Source organism: Bacillus sp. NPDC094064 (assembly GCF_050279585.1).
Lineage (GTDB): Bacteria > Bacillota > Bacilli > Bacillales > Bacillaceae_G > Bacillus_A.
This window is the reverse complement of sequence record NZ_JBNNUI010000004.1, coordinates 72,788-89,821: the sequence shown is the minus strand read 5'-3', so window position 1 is coordinate 89,821 and position 17,034 is coordinate 72,788. Positions and strand designations below refer to the sequence as shown.

The 17,034-nt window shown below is 37.0% G+C and carries 14 protein-coding genes and 1 other annotated feature; of the genes, 13 read left to right on the top strand and 1 reads right to left on the bottom strand.

The window, feature by feature from the left end:
- Window positions 1–70 precede the first annotated feature (70 nt).
- Window positions 71–973, top strand: coding sequence for an SDR family oxidoreductase (locus tag ACQKNI_RS10990; protein WP_088230793.1), 903 nt, complete (start codon window positions 71–73; stop codon window positions 971–973).
- Between the two features lie 75 nt (window positions 974–1,048).
- Window positions 1,049–1,183, top strand: coding sequence for a YuzL family protein (locus tag ACQKNI_RS10985; protein ID WP_002138569.1), 135 nt, complete (start codon window positions 1,049–1,051; stop codon window positions 1,181–1,183).
- 175 nt (window positions 1,184–1,358) lie between these two features.
- Here the strand turns inward: ACQKNI_RS10985 and rnhC are convergent, their stop codons facing one another.
- Entirely contained in the window at window positions 1,359–2,297 is a 939-nt protein-coding gene (gene rnhC, locus ACQKNI_RS10980; protein WP_088230792.1) for a ribonuclease HIII, read from the bottom strand.
- Window positions 2,298–2,421: 124 nt separating this feature from the next.
- On the opposite strand from rnhC, the gene zapA reads away from it, so the two are divergent.
- From zapA to ACQKNI_RS10925, 11 genes are all read left to right on the top strand, one after another.
- Complete coding sequence (gene zapA, locus ACQKNI_RS10975; RefSeq protein WP_000082701.1) at window positions 2,422–2,691, top strand: cell division protein ZapA; 270 nt, start codon at window positions 2,422–2,424, stop codon at window positions 2,689–2,691.
- Between the two features lies 1 nt (window position 2,692).
- Window positions 2,693–3,232 (top strand): CvpA family protein, encoded by a 540-nt coding sequence (locus ACQKNI_RS10970; RefSeq protein ID WP_088230791.1) that lies wholly within the window; start codon window positions 2,693–2,695, stop codon window positions 3,230–3,232.
- A gap of 55 nt (window positions 3,233–3,287) precedes the next feature.
- Entirely contained in the window at window positions 3,288–5,006 is a 1,719-nt protein-coding gene (gene polX, locus ACQKNI_RS10965; RefSeq protein ID WP_088230790.1) for a DNA polymerase/3'-5' exonuclease PolX, read from the top strand.
- Window positions 5,007–5,025: 19 nt separating this feature from the next.
- The gene (locus ACQKNI_RS10960) at window positions 5,026–7,386 is read left to right on the top strand and encodes an endonuclease MutS2 (RefSeq protein ID WP_088230789.1); all 2,361 of its coding nucleotides are present in this window, start codon (window positions 5,026–5,028) and stop codon (window positions 7,384–7,386) included.
- A gap of 193 nt (window positions 7,387–7,579) precedes the next feature.
- Entirely contained in the window at window positions 7,580–8,269 is a 690-nt protein-coding gene (locus tag ACQKNI_RS10955; RefSeq protein ID WP_088230788.1) for a 23S rRNA pseudouridine(2604) synthase RluF, read from the top strand.
- Between the two features lie 108 nt (window positions 8,270–8,377).
- Window positions 8,378–8,629 (top strand) — a binding site (T-box leader).
- Window positions 8,630–8,743: 114 nt separating this feature from the next.
- Complete coding sequence (gene brnQ6 / locus ACQKNI_RS10950) at window positions 8,744–10,069, top strand: branched-chain amino acid transport system II carrier protein BrnQ6 (RefSeq protein WP_088230787.1); 1,326 nt, start codon at window positions 8,744–8,746, stop codon at window positions 10,067–10,069.
- Between the two features lie 485 nt (window positions 10,070–10,554).
- On the top strand, window positions 10,555–11,265 hold the full coding sequence (isdC, locus tag ACQKNI_RS10945) for a heme uptake protein IsdC (protein ID WP_088230786.1): 711 nt from the start codon (window positions 10,555–10,557) through the stop codon (window positions 11,263–11,265).
- A gap of 54 nt (window positions 11,266–11,319) precedes the next feature.
- Window positions 11,320–14,283: an NEAT domain-containing protein gene (locus ACQKNI_RS10940; RefSeq protein ID WP_427282412.1), complete on the top strand. Its 2,964-nt coding sequence runs from the start codon at window positions 11,320–11,322 to the stop codon at window positions 14,281–14,283.
- 69 nt (window positions 14,284–14,352) lie between these two features.
- Window positions 14,353–15,234 carry a heme ABC transporter substrate-binding protein IsdE gene (gene isdE, locus ACQKNI_RS10935; protein WP_140417360.1) on the top strand — a complete coding sequence of 294 codons (882 nt, stop codon included), beginning with the start codon at window positions 14,353–14,355 and terminating at the stop codon, window positions 15,232–15,234.
- 28 nt (window positions 15,235–15,262) lie between these two features.
- Window positions 15,263–16,246 carry a FecCD family ABC transporter permease gene (locus ACQKNI_RS10930; RefSeq protein ID WP_088230783.1) on the top strand — a complete coding sequence of 328 codons (984 nt, stop codon included), beginning with the start codon at window positions 15,263–15,265 and terminating at the stop codon, window positions 16,244–16,246.
- A complete protein-coding gene (locus tag ACQKNI_RS10925; protein WP_088230782.1) occupies window positions 16,236–17,006 on the top strand; it encodes an ABC transporter ATP-binding protein in 771 nt (256 codons plus the stop codon). The genes ACQKNI_RS10930 and ACQKNI_RS10925 overlap by 11 nt, the downstream gene beginning before the upstream one ends.
- Window positions 17,007–17,034 lie beyond the last annotated feature (28 nt).

Sequence of the window (17,034 nt, the reverse complement as noted above, 5' to 3'; positions counted from 1 at the left end):
CAAAGTTTCCTTCTCACCTCATATATAAGTAAAATGAATGCGACATTTATGGGGAAGGGGTTTTGATACAATGGGGGACATTCCAAGTCATACAAAGTGGAATTTGGGTGACAAGTATATAGTAATCACTGGTGCAACAAGTGGTATTGGATTAGCGGCAGCTAAAGTATTTGCAGAACGTGGTGCCAAGCTAGGAATCATTGCTCGTAATGAAGTGAAAGCGAATGATGTGATGACTCAAATTGAAAATTTAACGAATGGGAATGCAGTGGTAGACATATTTTTCGCTGATATGGCTTCCCAACAATCTATACGCCAGGTAGCTACTGAGATTTTAGAAAGGTGTCCGAGAATTGATATATTAGTGAATAATGCTGGAGCTTTATTTCAAACAAGGCAACTTACGGAGGACGGTTTGGAGATGACTTGGGCGGTAAACCATTTAGGTCCATTCCTACTTACTAATTTACTGTTGGGGCGTTTAAAGGAAAGTGCTCCTGCTCGTGTGATCACCACCGCATCTCACGGTCACAAAATGGCTAAAAAGGGAATTGATTTCGGTGATTTAGATGCAGAACAACTTTATCGTGGTGTTAAGAAGTTTATGGGCGGTCCTACCATGCGTTATGCTCAATCAAAATTAGCAAATATTTTATTTACCACTGAATTGGCAAGGCAGTTGGAGGGGACGGGTGTTAGTGCATACAGCTTCGACCCAGGGCTAGTGGCTACGAATTTCAACCAACATAATGGTCTAGTTGCTCGCTTAACGATGGCAGCAATGAAACCTTTCTCGCGTACGCCCGAGGAAGGTGCTGAAACTTTAATATGGCTAGCAGAATCAACTGGAGTTACTAATCATAGTGGCTGTTACTATGCCGATAAGCAAATCGGAAAAACGTCTGAAGCTGCCTTGGATAAAGATGCCGCAAAACGTCTATGGGACATTAGTGAAAAACAGATAGGAGAGTAAATGAGTGTTTGTTCATATGGCTATGTTGAATAGTTTTTTACCCTTAAGTAAAAAGTAATCTTGGGGGTGAGTGCAATGAGTAAAAAAGTGAAAACAGATCATTCTAGATCAGTCCTAGGTTCTCCAGAGGTGGAAGGACAAGGAACAACTACGCATGAAACGGGTTCTCATAAAGTACCTTCATCAAATAAGAAGCAGAAGCGAAGTTAAATATGAAAAAGGGGAGTCATGGAGACTCTCCTTTTTTACTTAATAAAGAATGTTGTATATTAGCGATTCGAAACAGCATATTAATTTGCCCATATTTCATTCATAAAAGGCGAAAAGAATTCAATTCTTTTCGCCTTGTTTAGTTCATAAAAATCCTGTCGATACTAAAAAGTAGTTATTTTTTCAATAAGCGAAACGCCTTCTCTGTATTAGCAAAATGCAGTTTCACAAACTCAGGTAATCTTTCTTTACCAACTTTTTGAATTAATTTAGCAGCGGCGATATCAACTTGTTTACCAGCACCTTTTGGAAGTGGCATACCAGCTTTTTTACTTAGTTCATCAAACTGTTTTACGAATGAGTAACGGGCTAAAATGGAAGCGGCAGCTACTGCTAAATGGACGCTTTCGCCTTTTGTAGCGAAGTAAACATTTTCACGCTGTACCTGTTTTTGTGTTGCTAAATATTTATAGTATGTATCAGGTTGTGTGAATTGGTCGATTAAGATGCCTTCTGGTTTTGTTGGGGCCATTTTTGCTAATAAGTTTGTAATTGCTTTATTGTGTAGTAAAGCTTTTAGCTTACCTTGATTATTTCCTTTATCAAACAGCTCGTTATATTTTTCGTTATGAAGGACAAGAGAGCTGTAAGGAACAACGTGTAGAAGTTGTTTCGCAATCGCAGTAATTTGATCATCATTTAAGTTTTTGGAGTCTTTTACACCAAGTTCTTTTAAAAGTGGAATTTGCTTCGCATCCACATATACAGCAACTACTGTCATCGGTCCGAAGTAATCGCCAGTACCAACTTCATCAGACCCTACGATAGACATTGTACCGATGGAAGCAGGCGGTGCATAACGGTGTGAATCGACAGATTTTTTTACAGCTGTTTTTGGTGTTTGAGAGACAGTTTGCCAACGAGAAGCTTCTGCTTCAGCACGGCCTCCTTGGAACATAACTTTTCCGGATTTATACGCTGTAATCGTGCAAGATGGCACCTTTGCCATGAAGATACCGCCTTGCGGAATTTTGGGGCTAAGTGCTTGTTTATATTGTTGTTTCATGTCTTCAATTACTGTGGAACTTGTTTGTATTACGATAGAATTTGACAAGATGGTCACTCCTTTTTTTATATTGTTATTTTTATCATATCGGATTGTTCTTTCTGTTTCCATAATATGATGGTTCATGGTATGATAAACTTTAGGATTCTGTACGTGATTGGAGGCCGGTGAGTTGTCACAACAAAAGGGAAAGAAAAGTCGAATTAATGTAGAAATCTATGGTCAGCAATATTCAGTTGTTGGCGATGAAAGTACAAGTCATATCCGCATGGTAGCAGCGATTGTGGATGATAAAATGCGCGAACTCAATGCCAAGAATCCTTCGCTTGACACGAGTAGACTAGCGGTATTGACGGCGGTAAACGTCATACACGATTACATAAAATTAAAAGAAGAACATGAAAAATTGAAAGAAAGTATGACAAAAAAAGGAATGGAATAACATGATTGATATTATTATCATTTTACTGCTTGTTATGGGGTTTTTCCTCGGCTTACGCAGAGGGTTTATTCTACAACTTGTAAAGTTAACAAGCTTTATTATCGCATACCTTGTTGCATACTGGTACTGTAAAGATTTAGCGCCAGCACTTGCGAAATTTATTCCGTATCCATTTGATAAAAATGTATCTGTTCCAGAATGGATTGATGCAAATAATATCGAAACTGTATTTTATCAAGCGATTGCGTTTATCGTATTATTTATTATTACAAAAATCGCACTTTCATTGCTTGGTAATTTATTAAATATGTTTGCAGAAATACCGGTTTTAAAGCAAGTAAATGCGTTTGCGGGGGCAATCCTCGGATTTTTAGAAGTGTATATTATTTTGTTTGTCTTAATTATCGTTGGAACGATTCTTCCAATTGAACAAATACAAACACCATTACAAAAATCATCAATTAGCAAAATAATTGTAGACGATACACCGATTCTTTCTGAAAAGGTGAAGGAGCTATGGCAGACAGGTAGCAGAGTATAACTTCTCTTTTTTCGGAAAGGGAAGTTTTTTTCTATGAAAGAAAGGCGGGGCAATGATGAAAGTGAATAAAAAACAAGTTATTAAATTACTGGAAACAATTGGGCTTTTTATGGAACTGAAGGGTGCAAATCCATTTAAAATATCTGCATTCCGTAAAGCGGCAGCAGCGTTAGAAATTGATGATCGTAGTCTTTCTGAAATTGAAGATTTTACAAAGATTCCAGGCATCGGAAAAGGAACAGCAGCAGTTATTCAAGAATATATAGAATCGGGAACATCTGAAGTATTGCAAGAGCTTGAAAAAGAAGTACCGAGTAGTTTACTACCGTTATTAAAACTTCCAGGCCTTGGTGGTAAGAAGGTAGCTAAGTTATATAAAGAACTTGGTGTTGTTGATATGGATTCGCTAAAAGCTGTTTGTGAGGAAAATAAAGTACAAGCTTTAGCAGGTTTTGGTAAGAAAACAGAAGAGAAAATATTAGAAGCAATTGAGCAAGTAGGGTCTCGTCCAGAGCGTTTACCAATTGCGATGGTATTGCCTATTGCCGGGGAAATAGAGGAGAAATTGTCGAATATTGCTGAAGTAATTCGTTTTTCTCGCGCTGGTAGTTTGCGCCGTGTTCGTGAGACAGTGAAAGATTTAGACTTCATTATTGCAACGACAGAACCAGCTGCAGTACGTGAGCATTTACTGCAATTCGATAATATGATTGAAGTAATCGCGAGCGGTGATACGAAAGTTTCTGTTCGTCTTCAATATGAATATGATATTTCAATTGATTTCCGCTTAGTAAAACCAGAAGAGTTTATTACAACTCTTCACCATTTCACAGGATCAAAAGACCATAACGTAAAAATGCGTCAAATCGCAAAAGATAAAGGCGAGAAAATTAGTGAGTACGGTGTAGAGAACTTGGAAACAGGTGAAGTGAAGACATTTGAAACAGAAGAGGAGTTCTTTGCTCATTTCGGTCTTCCATTTATCCCGCCAGAAGTACGTGAAGATGGAAAAGAAATTGAATTAATTAAAGAGTATCCAAACTTAATTCAGTTCTCTGATATACAAGGTGATTTACATATGCATACAACATGGAGTGACGGTGCCTTTTCCATTGAAGAAATGGTACAAGCATGTCGTGCTCGTGGATATAAGTTTATGGCGATTACGGACCATTCACAATACTTAAAAGTAGCGAACGGTTTAACGAAAGAGCGTCTTCGTGAACAAGCGAAAGAAATTGAACGTATGAATGAGAAGTACCCAGACATTACAATTTTACGCGGAATTGAAATGGACATTTTACCGGATGCCTCGCTTGATTTTGATGACGAAGTATTGGCAGAACTAGATTATGTCATTGGAGCGATTCACTCTAGCTTCTCACAAGACCGTGAAACGATTATGAAACGTCTTCGCGCTGCGCTAGAGAATAAGCATGTCACAATGATTGCTCATCCGACAGGACGTCTTCTTGGACGACGCGCAGGCTATGATGTAGATACAGATTTATTAATCGAGCTCGCAAAAGAGACAAATACAGTTTTAGAATTAAATGCGAATCCGAACCGCCTAGATTTAAGCGCGAAATTATTAAAACAAGCACAAGATGCTGGTGTAAAAGTAGCGATTAATACGGATGCTCATACGCTTGAAATGTTAGAAGATATGGAAACAGGTGTAGCGGCAGCACGTAAAGGTTGGATTCAAAAAGATAACGTGATTAACACGTGGGATATTGAACGTTTATTAGACTATATTAAACGTAATAAGTAACACAAGGGGGACCTGCAACATGTTAGAAAGAACGTTGCGTGTATTAGAATACAATAAAGTAAAAGAACAATTACTTGAACATACAGCCTCTTCACTTGGTCGTGATAAAGTGAAGCATTTAGTGCCGAGCACCGATTTTGAAGAAATTGTAGAGATGCAAGATACAACGGATGAAGCAGCGAAAGTCATTCGTTTAAAAGGTAGTGCACCATTAGGTGGTATTACGGATATTCGCTCAAATGTGAAGCGTGCAAAGATCGGAAGTATGTTAAGCCCAAATGAACTACTGGATATTGCGAATACGATGTACGGTAGTCGTAATATGAAACGTTTCATTGAAGATATGGTTGATAATGGTGTCGAGCTTCCAATTTTAGAAACTCATGTCGCTCAAATTGTATCTTTATATGACTTAGAAAAGAAAATTACAAATTGCATCGGTGATGGCGGTGAAGTAGTCGATAGCGCAAGTGATAAACTGCGTGGTATTCGTACTCAAATTCGTACTGCGGAAAGCCGTATTCGTGAAAAGTTAGAAAATATGACGCGTTCTTCAAACGCGCAAAAGATGCTGTCTGACTCGATTGTTACGATTCGTAACGAACGCTACGTAATCCCGGTAAAACAAGAATACCGCGGCGTATATGGCGGTATTGTTCACGATCAATCGGCTTCTGGACAAACGTTATTTATTGAACCGCAAGTCATTGTAGAATTAAATAACGCGCTTCAAGAAGCGCGTGTGAAAGAAAAACAAGAAATTGAACGCATCTTATTGATGTTAACAGAAGAAGTGGCAGTAGAAGCAGATATCGTTTTATCTAACGTAGAAGTAGTTGCGAATCTTGACTTCATTTTTGCGAAAGCTTTTTATGCGAAACGTATTAAAGCAACGAAACCAATCGTAAATAACGAGCGTTACATGGATTTAAGACAAGCACGTCATCCGCTTATTGATCCAGAAATTATCGTGCCAAATAACATTATGTTAGGTAAAGATTTCACGACAATTGTTATTACAGGACCGAATACAGGTGGTAAAACAGTTACGCTGAAAACAGTTGGTATTTGTGTATTAATGGCGCAATCGGGTCTCCACATTCCAGTAATGGATGAGTCAGAGATTTGTGTATTCAAAAATATCTTTGCTGATATCGGTGATGAGCAATCGATTGAGCAAAGTTTAAGTACGTTCTCCTCACATATGGTGAACATTGTTGATATTTTAGAAAAAGCGGATTTTGAAAGCTTAGTTTTATTCGATGAACTAGGTGCTGGAACAGACCCACAAGAAGGGGCTGCACTTGCAATTTCAATTTTAGATGAAGTATGTAATCGTGGTGCTCGCGTTGTTGCAACGACGCATTACCCAGAATTAAAAGCATACGGATATAACCGTGAGCAAGTTATTAATGCGAGCGTTGAGTTTGATGTGAACACGTTAAGTCCAACGTATAAATTATTAATCGGTGTACCAGGGCGCAGTAACGCCTTTGAAATTTCGAAGCGTCTTGGATTATCTGATCGCGTGATTGATCAAGCACGTAACCATATTAGTACAGATACAAATAAAATTGAAAATATGATCGCGAAGTTAGAAGAAAGTCAAAAGAACGCAGAGCGTGACTGGAACGAAGCAGAAGCGCTTCGCAAACAATCTGAAAAACTTCATCGTGAATTACAACGTCAAATTGTTGAATTTAACGAAGATCGTGATGAGCGATTATTAAAAGCGCAAAAAGAAGGCGAAGAAAAAGTCGAAGCTGCGAAGAAAGAAGCAGAAGGCATTATTCAAGAACTACGTCAATTGCGCAAAGCACAGCTTGTAAATGTGAAAGACCATGAGCTTATTGAAGCGAAGAGCCGTCTAGAAGGCGCAGCACCAGAGCTTGTGAAGAAACAAAAAGTAAACGTGAAAAACACTGCGCCGAAACAACAGTTGCGCGCAGGTGATGAAGTAAAAGTATTAACGTTCGGTCAAAAAGGTCAATTACTTGAAAAAGTAAGCGATACAGAGTGGAGCGTACAAATCGGTATTCTGAAGATGAAAGTGAAAGAGTCTAACATGGAATACATTAACACACCGAAACAAACAGAGAAAAAAGCAGTCGCAACAGTAAAAGGTAGAGACTATCACGTTTCATTAGAACTTGACCTTCGTGGTGAACGATTTGAAAATGCAATGGCGCGCGTTGAGAAATATTTAGACGATGCCCAGCTTGCAAGCTATCCGCGCGTATCAATTATTCACGGTAAAGGAACGGGAGCACTTCGCCAAGGTGTTCAAGAGTACTTGAAGAAGCACCGCGGTGTGAAAACCTTCCGTTACGGTGACATGGGCGAGGGAGGCCTAGGCGTAACAGTTGTCGAATTAAAATAGAAAACAACGAAACAAAGGGGAAACCATTATATGTTTATGGACAAACTTGCAAAAGTATTGTTAGCTTGTTGTGGAATATTTTTGGTGATTGGGGTTATTTATTTAGTTGTTTTTGCGAAGTGAAAGAGCGTCAATCGTGGCATAATAATATTGCCATAGATTGACGCTTTTAATATATGAAAAGGAATAAGCTATGAAAATCAACCAATACATAAGCGAAGCAAAATCCTGCTCAAGACGTGAAACAGATCGCCTTATTAAAGCTGGATGCGTGGCTATTAACGGGGAAATATGTACGCACGGTGCACTCGTGAGCGATGGTGATGTTGTAACGATAGATGGACAGATTATTGTAAAAGAAGAGAAAGAAAAAGTGTATATCGCCTTTCATAAACCAGTCGGAATTACTTGTACAGCAGCTGATCATATTGAAGATAACATAATTGATTATATCAATTACCCAGAGCGTATCTTTCCTGTTGGACGATTAGATAAAGCGTCAGAAGGACTTATTTTATTAACGAATGATGGTGCGATTGCGAATCAAATTTTACACGGAGATCATGAGCATGAGAAAGAATATGTTGTGACGGTCGATAAGCCTTTTACAGATTGGTTTATTGATGAGATGTCCAGCGGTGTACAGATTAAAGATGGGATGACGAAGCCGTGTAAAGTGACGAGAGTGGATCAGTCTACATTCCGCATCGTTTTAACGCAAGGAATGAACAGACAAATTCGTAGAATGAGCCGAGCTTTCGGGTTTACTGTAATAAAGCTAAAGCGAGAACGCATTATGAATATAGAGCTAAATGATCTTGAAGTAGGAAAGTGGCGAGACATTACAGCTGAAGAATTAGAATTATTAATAGGACAGTTATAGGGAGGAAAAATTTTCTCCCTATATTTTTTTGTCAGAAAAAATAAAACTATTGATTTTTAAAAAAATAGCCCATATAATAAAAAACAACAAGTTTCGACAAGATATTTAATAAAAGTAATGATGAGGACATGAGTTGTTTTTTACGATTCTCAGAGAGGGAAGCCTTAGGCTGTGAGCTTCCTAATACGAAAAGACAAGCTTACCACCTCTAAACTTCAAGAGTGAACTGCATGATGCATTGTAATTCTTGACGGATAAAACCGTTATCAATTTACACGAGCTATAAAATGAGCTTATTTCGTTATAAATTCATTTTATTAGAATAAGGGTGGAACCACGATTTCAACACTCGTCCCTTTGTTAGGGACGGGTGTTTTTTGCGTTCTTTTACGGGGAAGTATGCTTGAAAGAGGATATTTGACGGATTTTAATTCAGAATATTTTGTTAATAAATCATTTAGGGGGTTAGTAGAAATGAAATCATCTTTAAAGTTTTCTGAGATGTTTGCAATAAGTTTAATGTTATTTGCACTATTTTTTGGCGCAGGTAATATGATTTTTCCACCAGCGTTAGGGCAAGGTGCTGGAACTGATGTATGGATCGCCTTGTTTGGTTTTATTGTAACAGGAGTTGGATTGCCTTTATTAGGCGTAATTGTTATAGCGTTAAAGGGAGATATTAACGAGCTAGCGGGACGTGTACATCCTATATTTGCACTTGTTTTTATCACTGCCATTTATTTATGTTTAGGTGTATTCGTAAGTGTTCCGCGTACAGGAACAGTTGCTTATGAAATGAGTGTTGCACCGTTTTTACCTAGTGAGGTAGCTGGTCAATCATATCCACTTGTTATCTTTACATTTATTTTCTTTGCACTAACTTTCTATTTAGCTTTAAATCCATCGAAATTAGTGGGACGCATCGGTAAAGTATTAACTCCAATTTTGTTAGCTGTTATTGCAATTATTGTAGGGAAAGCACTTATTACACCAATCGGAGAATTTGGTGCACCGACAGAAGCATATAGTGCTCCTCTTTTTAAAGGTTTTATTGACGGATATTTAACGTTAGATGGACTTGCAGCACTTGTTTTCGGAAATGTTGTTATTAATGCGTTAAAAGCAAAAGGTGTTACAAATAAGAATAGCATTGCGAAAGTAACAATCTTTGCAGGGTTTATTGCAGCACTTGGTTTATTACTTGTGTATTTAGCACTTGCTTACCTTGGAGCTTCTAGTGTATCACTTGGAATGGGTGCAAACGGAGGAATTATTTTAACAAATGTTGTGAATCATTTATTTGGAAGTTACGGAACTTTATTACTAGGTATTGCGATTACAGCAGCATGTTTAACAACTTCTGTAGGTATCGTCGCTGCTTGTGGAGAATACTTTTCTTCCTTATTACCGAAACTTTCATATCAAAAAGTTGTTTTCATTTTCTGTGTATTAGCATTTATGGTAGCGAATCTTGGATTAACTCAGTTAAATGCATTAGCATTACCAATTTTAATTGCAATTTATCCAATTGGAATCGTTCTTATCGTATTATCACTCGTTGAAAACTACGTTCGTCTTCCATTAGCGATGTACGTGGGGGGGATTGTAGGAGCATTTGCAATAAGTTTCTTTGATGGACTACACAATGCGAATCTTCAAATTGCAGCATTAGCACCTATTTTAGATAAGATCCCATTATATAGTGTAGGGATTGGCTGGTTAATTCCAGGTATGATCGGTATAGGATTTGGTTATATAATTTCTAAGTTTCAAAAGCATGAAATTGCTGTAGAAAAATAGAGAAAAGAGGCTTTCTATGAAAGGAGGCCTCTTTTTTTGTAGGAAAAGCCGTATATAGGGAAATTTAGATATTAAAAATTTTATACGTAATATAGTTGACAAAAAAATTATGAGTAGGCTAAGATTGACTTAGTTGTGGAAATATTGGAAAGGAAGTGACGGGAGCAAGGAAAGAGGTTTTCTATGACTATATCATTTTGGGAAGAAGAGGTGATAGAACAATAGAAGAGGTAGGTTATTTTTTTTGATTTGCATTGAGAATGATAATCAATAAAACAATTGAAGTATTTTATAGAGCTTATTATAGCGGAAATGAAGGGAATTATTTTTTTGATCTTCAATGAGAATGATAATCAACGATGCTTATGTTACATAAAGTAATGACAATTAAATAAAGGAGAAGAGATTATTTTCTCTTACCTATTGAGAATAATTATCATTTTCAAATTATAAAGCGAAAGATAAACAAGGAGGAAGTAAGCAAGATGAGAAAGTTTTCAGTATTACCCGCATTTATCATAACGTTAGTATGTATGCTAGCTTTTCTCGTAATGCCATCTGGACAAGCTTCAGCAAAATTAGCTGACGGTATTTACGATATTAACTACGTTATCAAAAAGGCGGAAGATGATTCGGCTTCAATGGCAAATGATTATTTTGAAAAACCAGCTAAGTTAGTTGTAAAAAATGGTGAGATGAAAGTACAAGTTCCAATGAATCATAGTGCTTGGATTACAGAATTTAAATCACCAGATAATGGTAATTTTGTTGATTCAAAAGTAATTAGTAAGGACGAAGCAGCAGATAAAAGAACGGTTGAATTTAAAGTTGATGATTTATCTAAACCGTTAGGAGTAAAAATTCATGTTGTTGTACCAAGTGCAAACTATGATCACCACTACACAATTCGTTTTGCATTTGATGCAAACGTAAAAGCTGTAGGCGACGATAACAATGCAGCTGTTGTAACAAAAACTGATGATCAAACTAAAAAAGATGGACAAGTAAAAGAAGAGCAAAAGAAAGAAGAAAGTAAAGAAACAAACAAAGATGCAAATAAAGGAACAAATGAGAGTGGCAAGGCTGAAAAAACAGATAACCCAAAAACAGGTGATGATGCACGCATTGGATTATTTGCAGCGTTAGTTCTTATCTCGGGCGTTTTCTTAGTTCGTAAAGTGAAGTTAAGTAAATAAATTTTAAAAGGGAGAGTAATTCTATTGAACAGGTATTTAAAGATTGTTGTTGCAATGTTTCTAACGATTTTTACATTCGTATCAACACTACACCCCCTTGCAGTTCAAGCAGCTACAACTTTAGCTGACGGTGAGTATTCAATTGGGTTCAAAGTGTTAAAAGATACATCAGATGAAGAGTCAATGATGAATCAATATTCAGTAAGCCCGGGAACTTTAAAAGTGAAGGATGGGAAAAAGAAAGTATCCTTTACATTAACGAATAGTTCGTGGATTACGAAGTTTGAAACAGAAAAAGCAGGTCAGTTCATTGAGACAAATGTAATTAGTGAAGATAAAGAAAAAGATACAAGAGTAGTAGAATTTGATGTAGAAGATGTAGAGAAGGTATTAAATGCGAAAGTAAAAGTAGATATTGACTTTTTAAATTATCATCATGACTATAACGTTCGTATCGCATTTGATCAAAATAGCATTACACCAATTCATGTAGAAGAACCAGACGAAAAAGAGGACCCAGCTAATAAGCCAGATCCAAATGAAACTACGGATCCAGGTCAGAAGCCCGACCAAAAGCCTGACCCAGATCAACAACCAAATTCTAACACAATTGCAGATGGTGAGTACAGCATTCCATTTAAAGTGTTAAAAGATAAAACAAATGAAGAATCTAAAATGAATACTTACATGGAAAATCCAGGGGTATTGAAAGTGGAAAATGGTAAGAAAAAAGCAATTGTAACGCTAAAAAGTAGCTCATTAATTAAAAATTTCCAAACGGAAAAAGATGGTGCATTTGTTGATGCAAAAGTAGTGAGTGAGGATAAAGAAAAAGATACAAGAGTAGTAGAGTTTGAAGTAGCCGATTTATCAAAAAAACTGAATACAAAAGTATTCATCGAGATGGCATCAAAAAATTACAAGCAAACGCATGACGTACAACTTGTATTTGAGCAAGACAAACTTGAACCAATTAAAAGTGGAGATAAACAACCAGATGGAGATAAACAACCAGACGGAGATAAACAACCAGACGGAGATAAACAACCAGATGGAGATAAACAACCAGACGGAGACAAGCAACCAGATGGAGACAAACAACCAGACAGAGACAAACAACCAGATGGAGACAAACAACCAGACGGAGACAAGCAACCAGATGGAGATAAACAACCAGACGGAGACAAACAACCAGATGCTGAAACAATTAAAGATGGCGAATACAGCATCAATTTTAAAGTGTTAAAAGATAAAACCGAAGAAATTTCAATGATGAACACGTACACGAAGAGTCCAGGTGTATTAAAAGTGAAAGAGGGCAAAAAGTATGTATCCTTCACATTAACGAATAGTTCATGGATTACAAAGTTTGAGTTTGAGAAAAATAATTCGTTTGTTAATGCAAGTGTATTAAGCGAAGATTCGAAAGCTGATACAAGAGTAGTGGAAGTAGAAGTAGCCGATTTATCGAAAAAATTGAATGCAAAAGTGAAAGTAGATATCGATTCAATGAATTACCACCATTTCTATGATATTCAATTTGCATTTGATAAAGACAGCATACGGTCTTTAGACAACCAAGGTGGAAAAGACAACCAAGGCGGAAACAACAACCAAGGCGGAAAAGACAACCAAGGCGGAAACAACAACCAAGGTGGAAAAGACAACCAAGATGGAAAAGACAACCAAGGCGGAAACAACAACCAAGATGGAAAAGACAACCAAGGCGGAAACAACAACCAAGGTGGAAAAGACAACCAAGGTGGAAACAACAATCAAGGTGGAAAAGACAACCAAGGCGGAAAAGACAACCAAGATGGAAAAGACAACCAAGGCGGAAACAACAACCAAGGTGGAAACAACAATCAAGACAATAACATAACAATTGATCCAAATGCTCTTAAAGATGGTGAATACAGTATCGGTTTTAAAGTGTTAAAAGATAAAACTGAAGAAATTTCAATGATGAACACATATACGAAGAGTCCAGGCGTATTAAAAGTGAAAGATGGTAAGAAGTATGTATCCTTCACATTAACGAATAGCTCATGGATTACAAAGTTTGAGTTTGAAAAGAATGGCGCGTTCGTCGATGCAAAAGTATTAGGTACAAGTAAAGAGCGAGATACAAGAGTAGTAGAAGTGGAAGTAGATGATTTATCGAAAAAGCTAAATGCAAAAGTGAAAGTAGATATCGATGCGATGAACTATCACCATGTTTACGATATTCAATTTGCATTTGATAAAGGTAGTATTAAAGCTTTAGGTAACCAGGGCGGAAACAACAACCAAGATGGTAAAGGTAACCAAGGTGGAAACAATAATCAAGATGGTAACGGTAACCAAGGCGGAAATAATAACAAAAATGGACACGTAACAGTTGATCCAAAAAATTTAAAAGACGGTCAATATGATATTGCTTTTAAAGTGTTAAAAGATAAAACGGATGAGATTTCAATGATGAATCAATACGTTGTAAATCCAGCGAGATTAACAGTAAAAGATGGCAAAAAATATGTTGCGGTGGCACTAAAAGATAGTGCGTGGATTACGAAATTCCAAACAGAAAACGCTGGTGCATTTGTTGATGCAAAAGTAGTGAGTGAAGATAAAAATGCAAATACGAGAGTAGTAGAATTTGAGATTGATGATTTATTTGCGAAATTAAATGCGAAAGTAAAAGTAGATATCGATTCAATGAACTACCATCATTTCTATGACGTACAAATTCAATTTGATACAAATAGTATTGGTGCAGTAGGAACTATTAAAGAGGATCCAAAAAACGATCCGAAAAATCCAGTGATTACACCGAAAGTAAAAAATGTAAAAACAACTGGTACTCCTGATTTTAATCGAAATGCAGATGGTAAGAAGAAAAACGATGCTACAGATAATGGTGCAAAAAAAGAGAAAAACTCAAAAACAGCAGATACAGCACAGATTGGAATGTATATGTTGCTATTACTAGGATCACTTGCTTTCTTAGTTCGTAAATATAGAGCAGGTAGACTGTAAAACTTGGAGTCTTGATGCATGGTTTCATGCATCAAGACTCGTTTCATATTGTACTGAAAGGAGTGGTGATTGAGAGTGAAGAAAATCACGAGTGTATTCATGGCTATCATTCTTTTATTTAGTATAGCTGGGTGCTCATCATCAAAAAAAGAAACGGCAAAAAAGGTAAAGAGCAGTAATGAGGAACGTGTTATTGCAACGACAGTCGCCGTGACCGAAATTATGGCTGCGTTAGAAGTAGATTTAGTTGGTGTTCCAACTAGTTATAAAACATTACCGAAGCGTTATAAAGTTTTACCGGATGTTGGAAATCCGATGAGTCCTGATATGGAAAAAGTAAAATCACTGAAACCATCAGAAGTATTATCTGTTACGACACTTGAATATGAGTTGAAGCCAGTTTTTAATGAAGCGGGCATTAAAGCAAACTTTTTAAATTTAACGAGTTTAAAAAATATGCAAAACTCAATTACAGAACTGGGTAAAAAATATGGGCGTGAGAAACAGGCTGAAGCAGTCGTAACAAAGTTTGATAAAAAGGTTGCAGACATTCAAAAACAAGTAAAAGGGAAGAAAGAACCGACAGTCCTTATTTTACTTGGAGTGCCTGGAAGCTATTTAGTAGCGACAGAACACTCATATATTGGGGATTTAGTAAAACAGCTAGGTGGTAAAAATATCGTACAAGGTGAAAAGGTAGAGTATTTAGCTTCTAATACAGAGTATTTAAAAAAAGCTGACCCAGATATTATTTTACGTGCAGCACATGGTATGCCAGATGAAGTTGTGAAAATGTTTGATAAGGAATTTAAAACGAACGATATTTGGAAGCATTTTGCTGCAGTTAAAAATAATAGAGTGTACGATTTAGAAGAGCGTTTATTTGGAACAACAGGGAATTTAGCAGCTATAGAGGCGTTAGATGAACTAAAGAAAATGATGTATCCATGATACATTTCATAAATAAAGGAAGATTACGATGAATAAAAAATTTTGGAGTTTTTTCATAGTTACTGTATTACTCGTTGTGATGACTACTATTTCGGCAGTGAAAGGGAGTCTAGAAGTTGGAGTTTTTGAGCTTTTACAAGGTATATTTACAGAGACAAATGAAGATGTTGAAGTCATTAAAGATTTACGTTTCCCGCGCATTATTATTGCACTTTTTACTGGAGCAGCGCTTGCTGTTTCTGGTGTGCTCTTCCAAGCTGTTATGAAAAATCCACTTGCGGATGCTGGGGTTATCGGGATATCTTCAGGGGCCAGTTTTATGACGCTTGTTATCATTACGCTATTTCCTCAGTTCTTTTTCTGGACACCACTATTCGCGTTTTTAGGTGGAGCGTTTGCTTGTTATCTCGTTTATTCGTTTTCTTGGAAATCAGGTTTAAGTCCGCTGCGCATCATTTTAATCGGTATAGCGATTAATGCGATGTTTACTGGTTTAAATGAATCTTTCGTTACGATTTGCGGATATTTCATTAAAAGTATTAAACAGACGACAACATCTAATATAACGATGAAGACATGGAGCGATGTGGAAGTGCTTGTTACATATGGATCGATTGGCCTCATACTTGCACTGTTTGTAGGGGCATGGTGTAATTTATTATCTTTACAAGATAAAACGGCTAAAAACCTTGGACTGCATGTGACAAGGGTACGCCTTATTATTTCAGCCATTGCTGTCCTGTTAGCAGCTGTATCAACTGCGATTGCGGGCGTTATCGCTTTCGTTGGATTACTTATCCCACATATTTCAAGGCAATTGGTTGGATCAGACCATAAAGTACTTATTCCGTTTTCAGCCCTTGCAGGTGCGTTATTAATTTTAACGGCGGACACAATCGGTAGGCTAATCGTACCGCCTAATGAAATTCCAGCGGCAACGATTATGGCAGTTATCGGTGGTCCGTTCTTAATATTCTTGCTTAGAAAGAGTGATCGAGTTCATGGAAATTAAAAATGTAACCTTTTCTTATGATAATGTAACGGATCGCTTAAAGTCTGTTAGTAGTGAGATAGAGGTTGGAAAAATTACAACAATTATTGGTCCAAATGGTTGTGGGAAATCAACATTACTAGGTGTTATGTCGCGAAATCATAATCCCCGTAGCGGGGAAGTAATGCTAGATGGGAAAGCTATTAGCCAGTATAAGCCGAAAGAATTTGCTAGAAAGCTAGCGGTCGTTCATCAGCAAAATGAGGCGCCATCAGATATTACAGTTGAGAAATTGACGAGTTTTGGGCGTATGCCATATAAAAATATTTTTTCTACACAAAGTGATGAGGATAGCGAAGCAATCGAAAGAGCATTGACGTGTACGAGACTACAAGATAAGCGTGATAAGCCAATACATGCATTATCTGGTGGAGAAAGGCAACGTGTTTGGATTGCGATGACTTTAGCGCAAAATACGCCCATGCTGTTCTTAGATGAACCGACGACGTATTTAGATATCTATTATCAGCTTGAAATATTAGAGTTAGTGAAAGAGTTAAATGAAGTACATGGTTTAACGATTGTTATGGTATTACATGACATTAATCAAGCAATCCGTTATAGCGATCATATTATCGTTATGAAAGATGGAGAAATTGTGATGAAGGGTAAGCCAGGTGAAGTCGTAACGGAAGAAATGATTAAGACGATATATGGTGTAGACGTTGTTGTAAAGCACGATGAAGATACAGGGTTATACATGGTACCAATGGGAATTTAAAGGCTGAGTATAATCCGTTTTGAGGTGA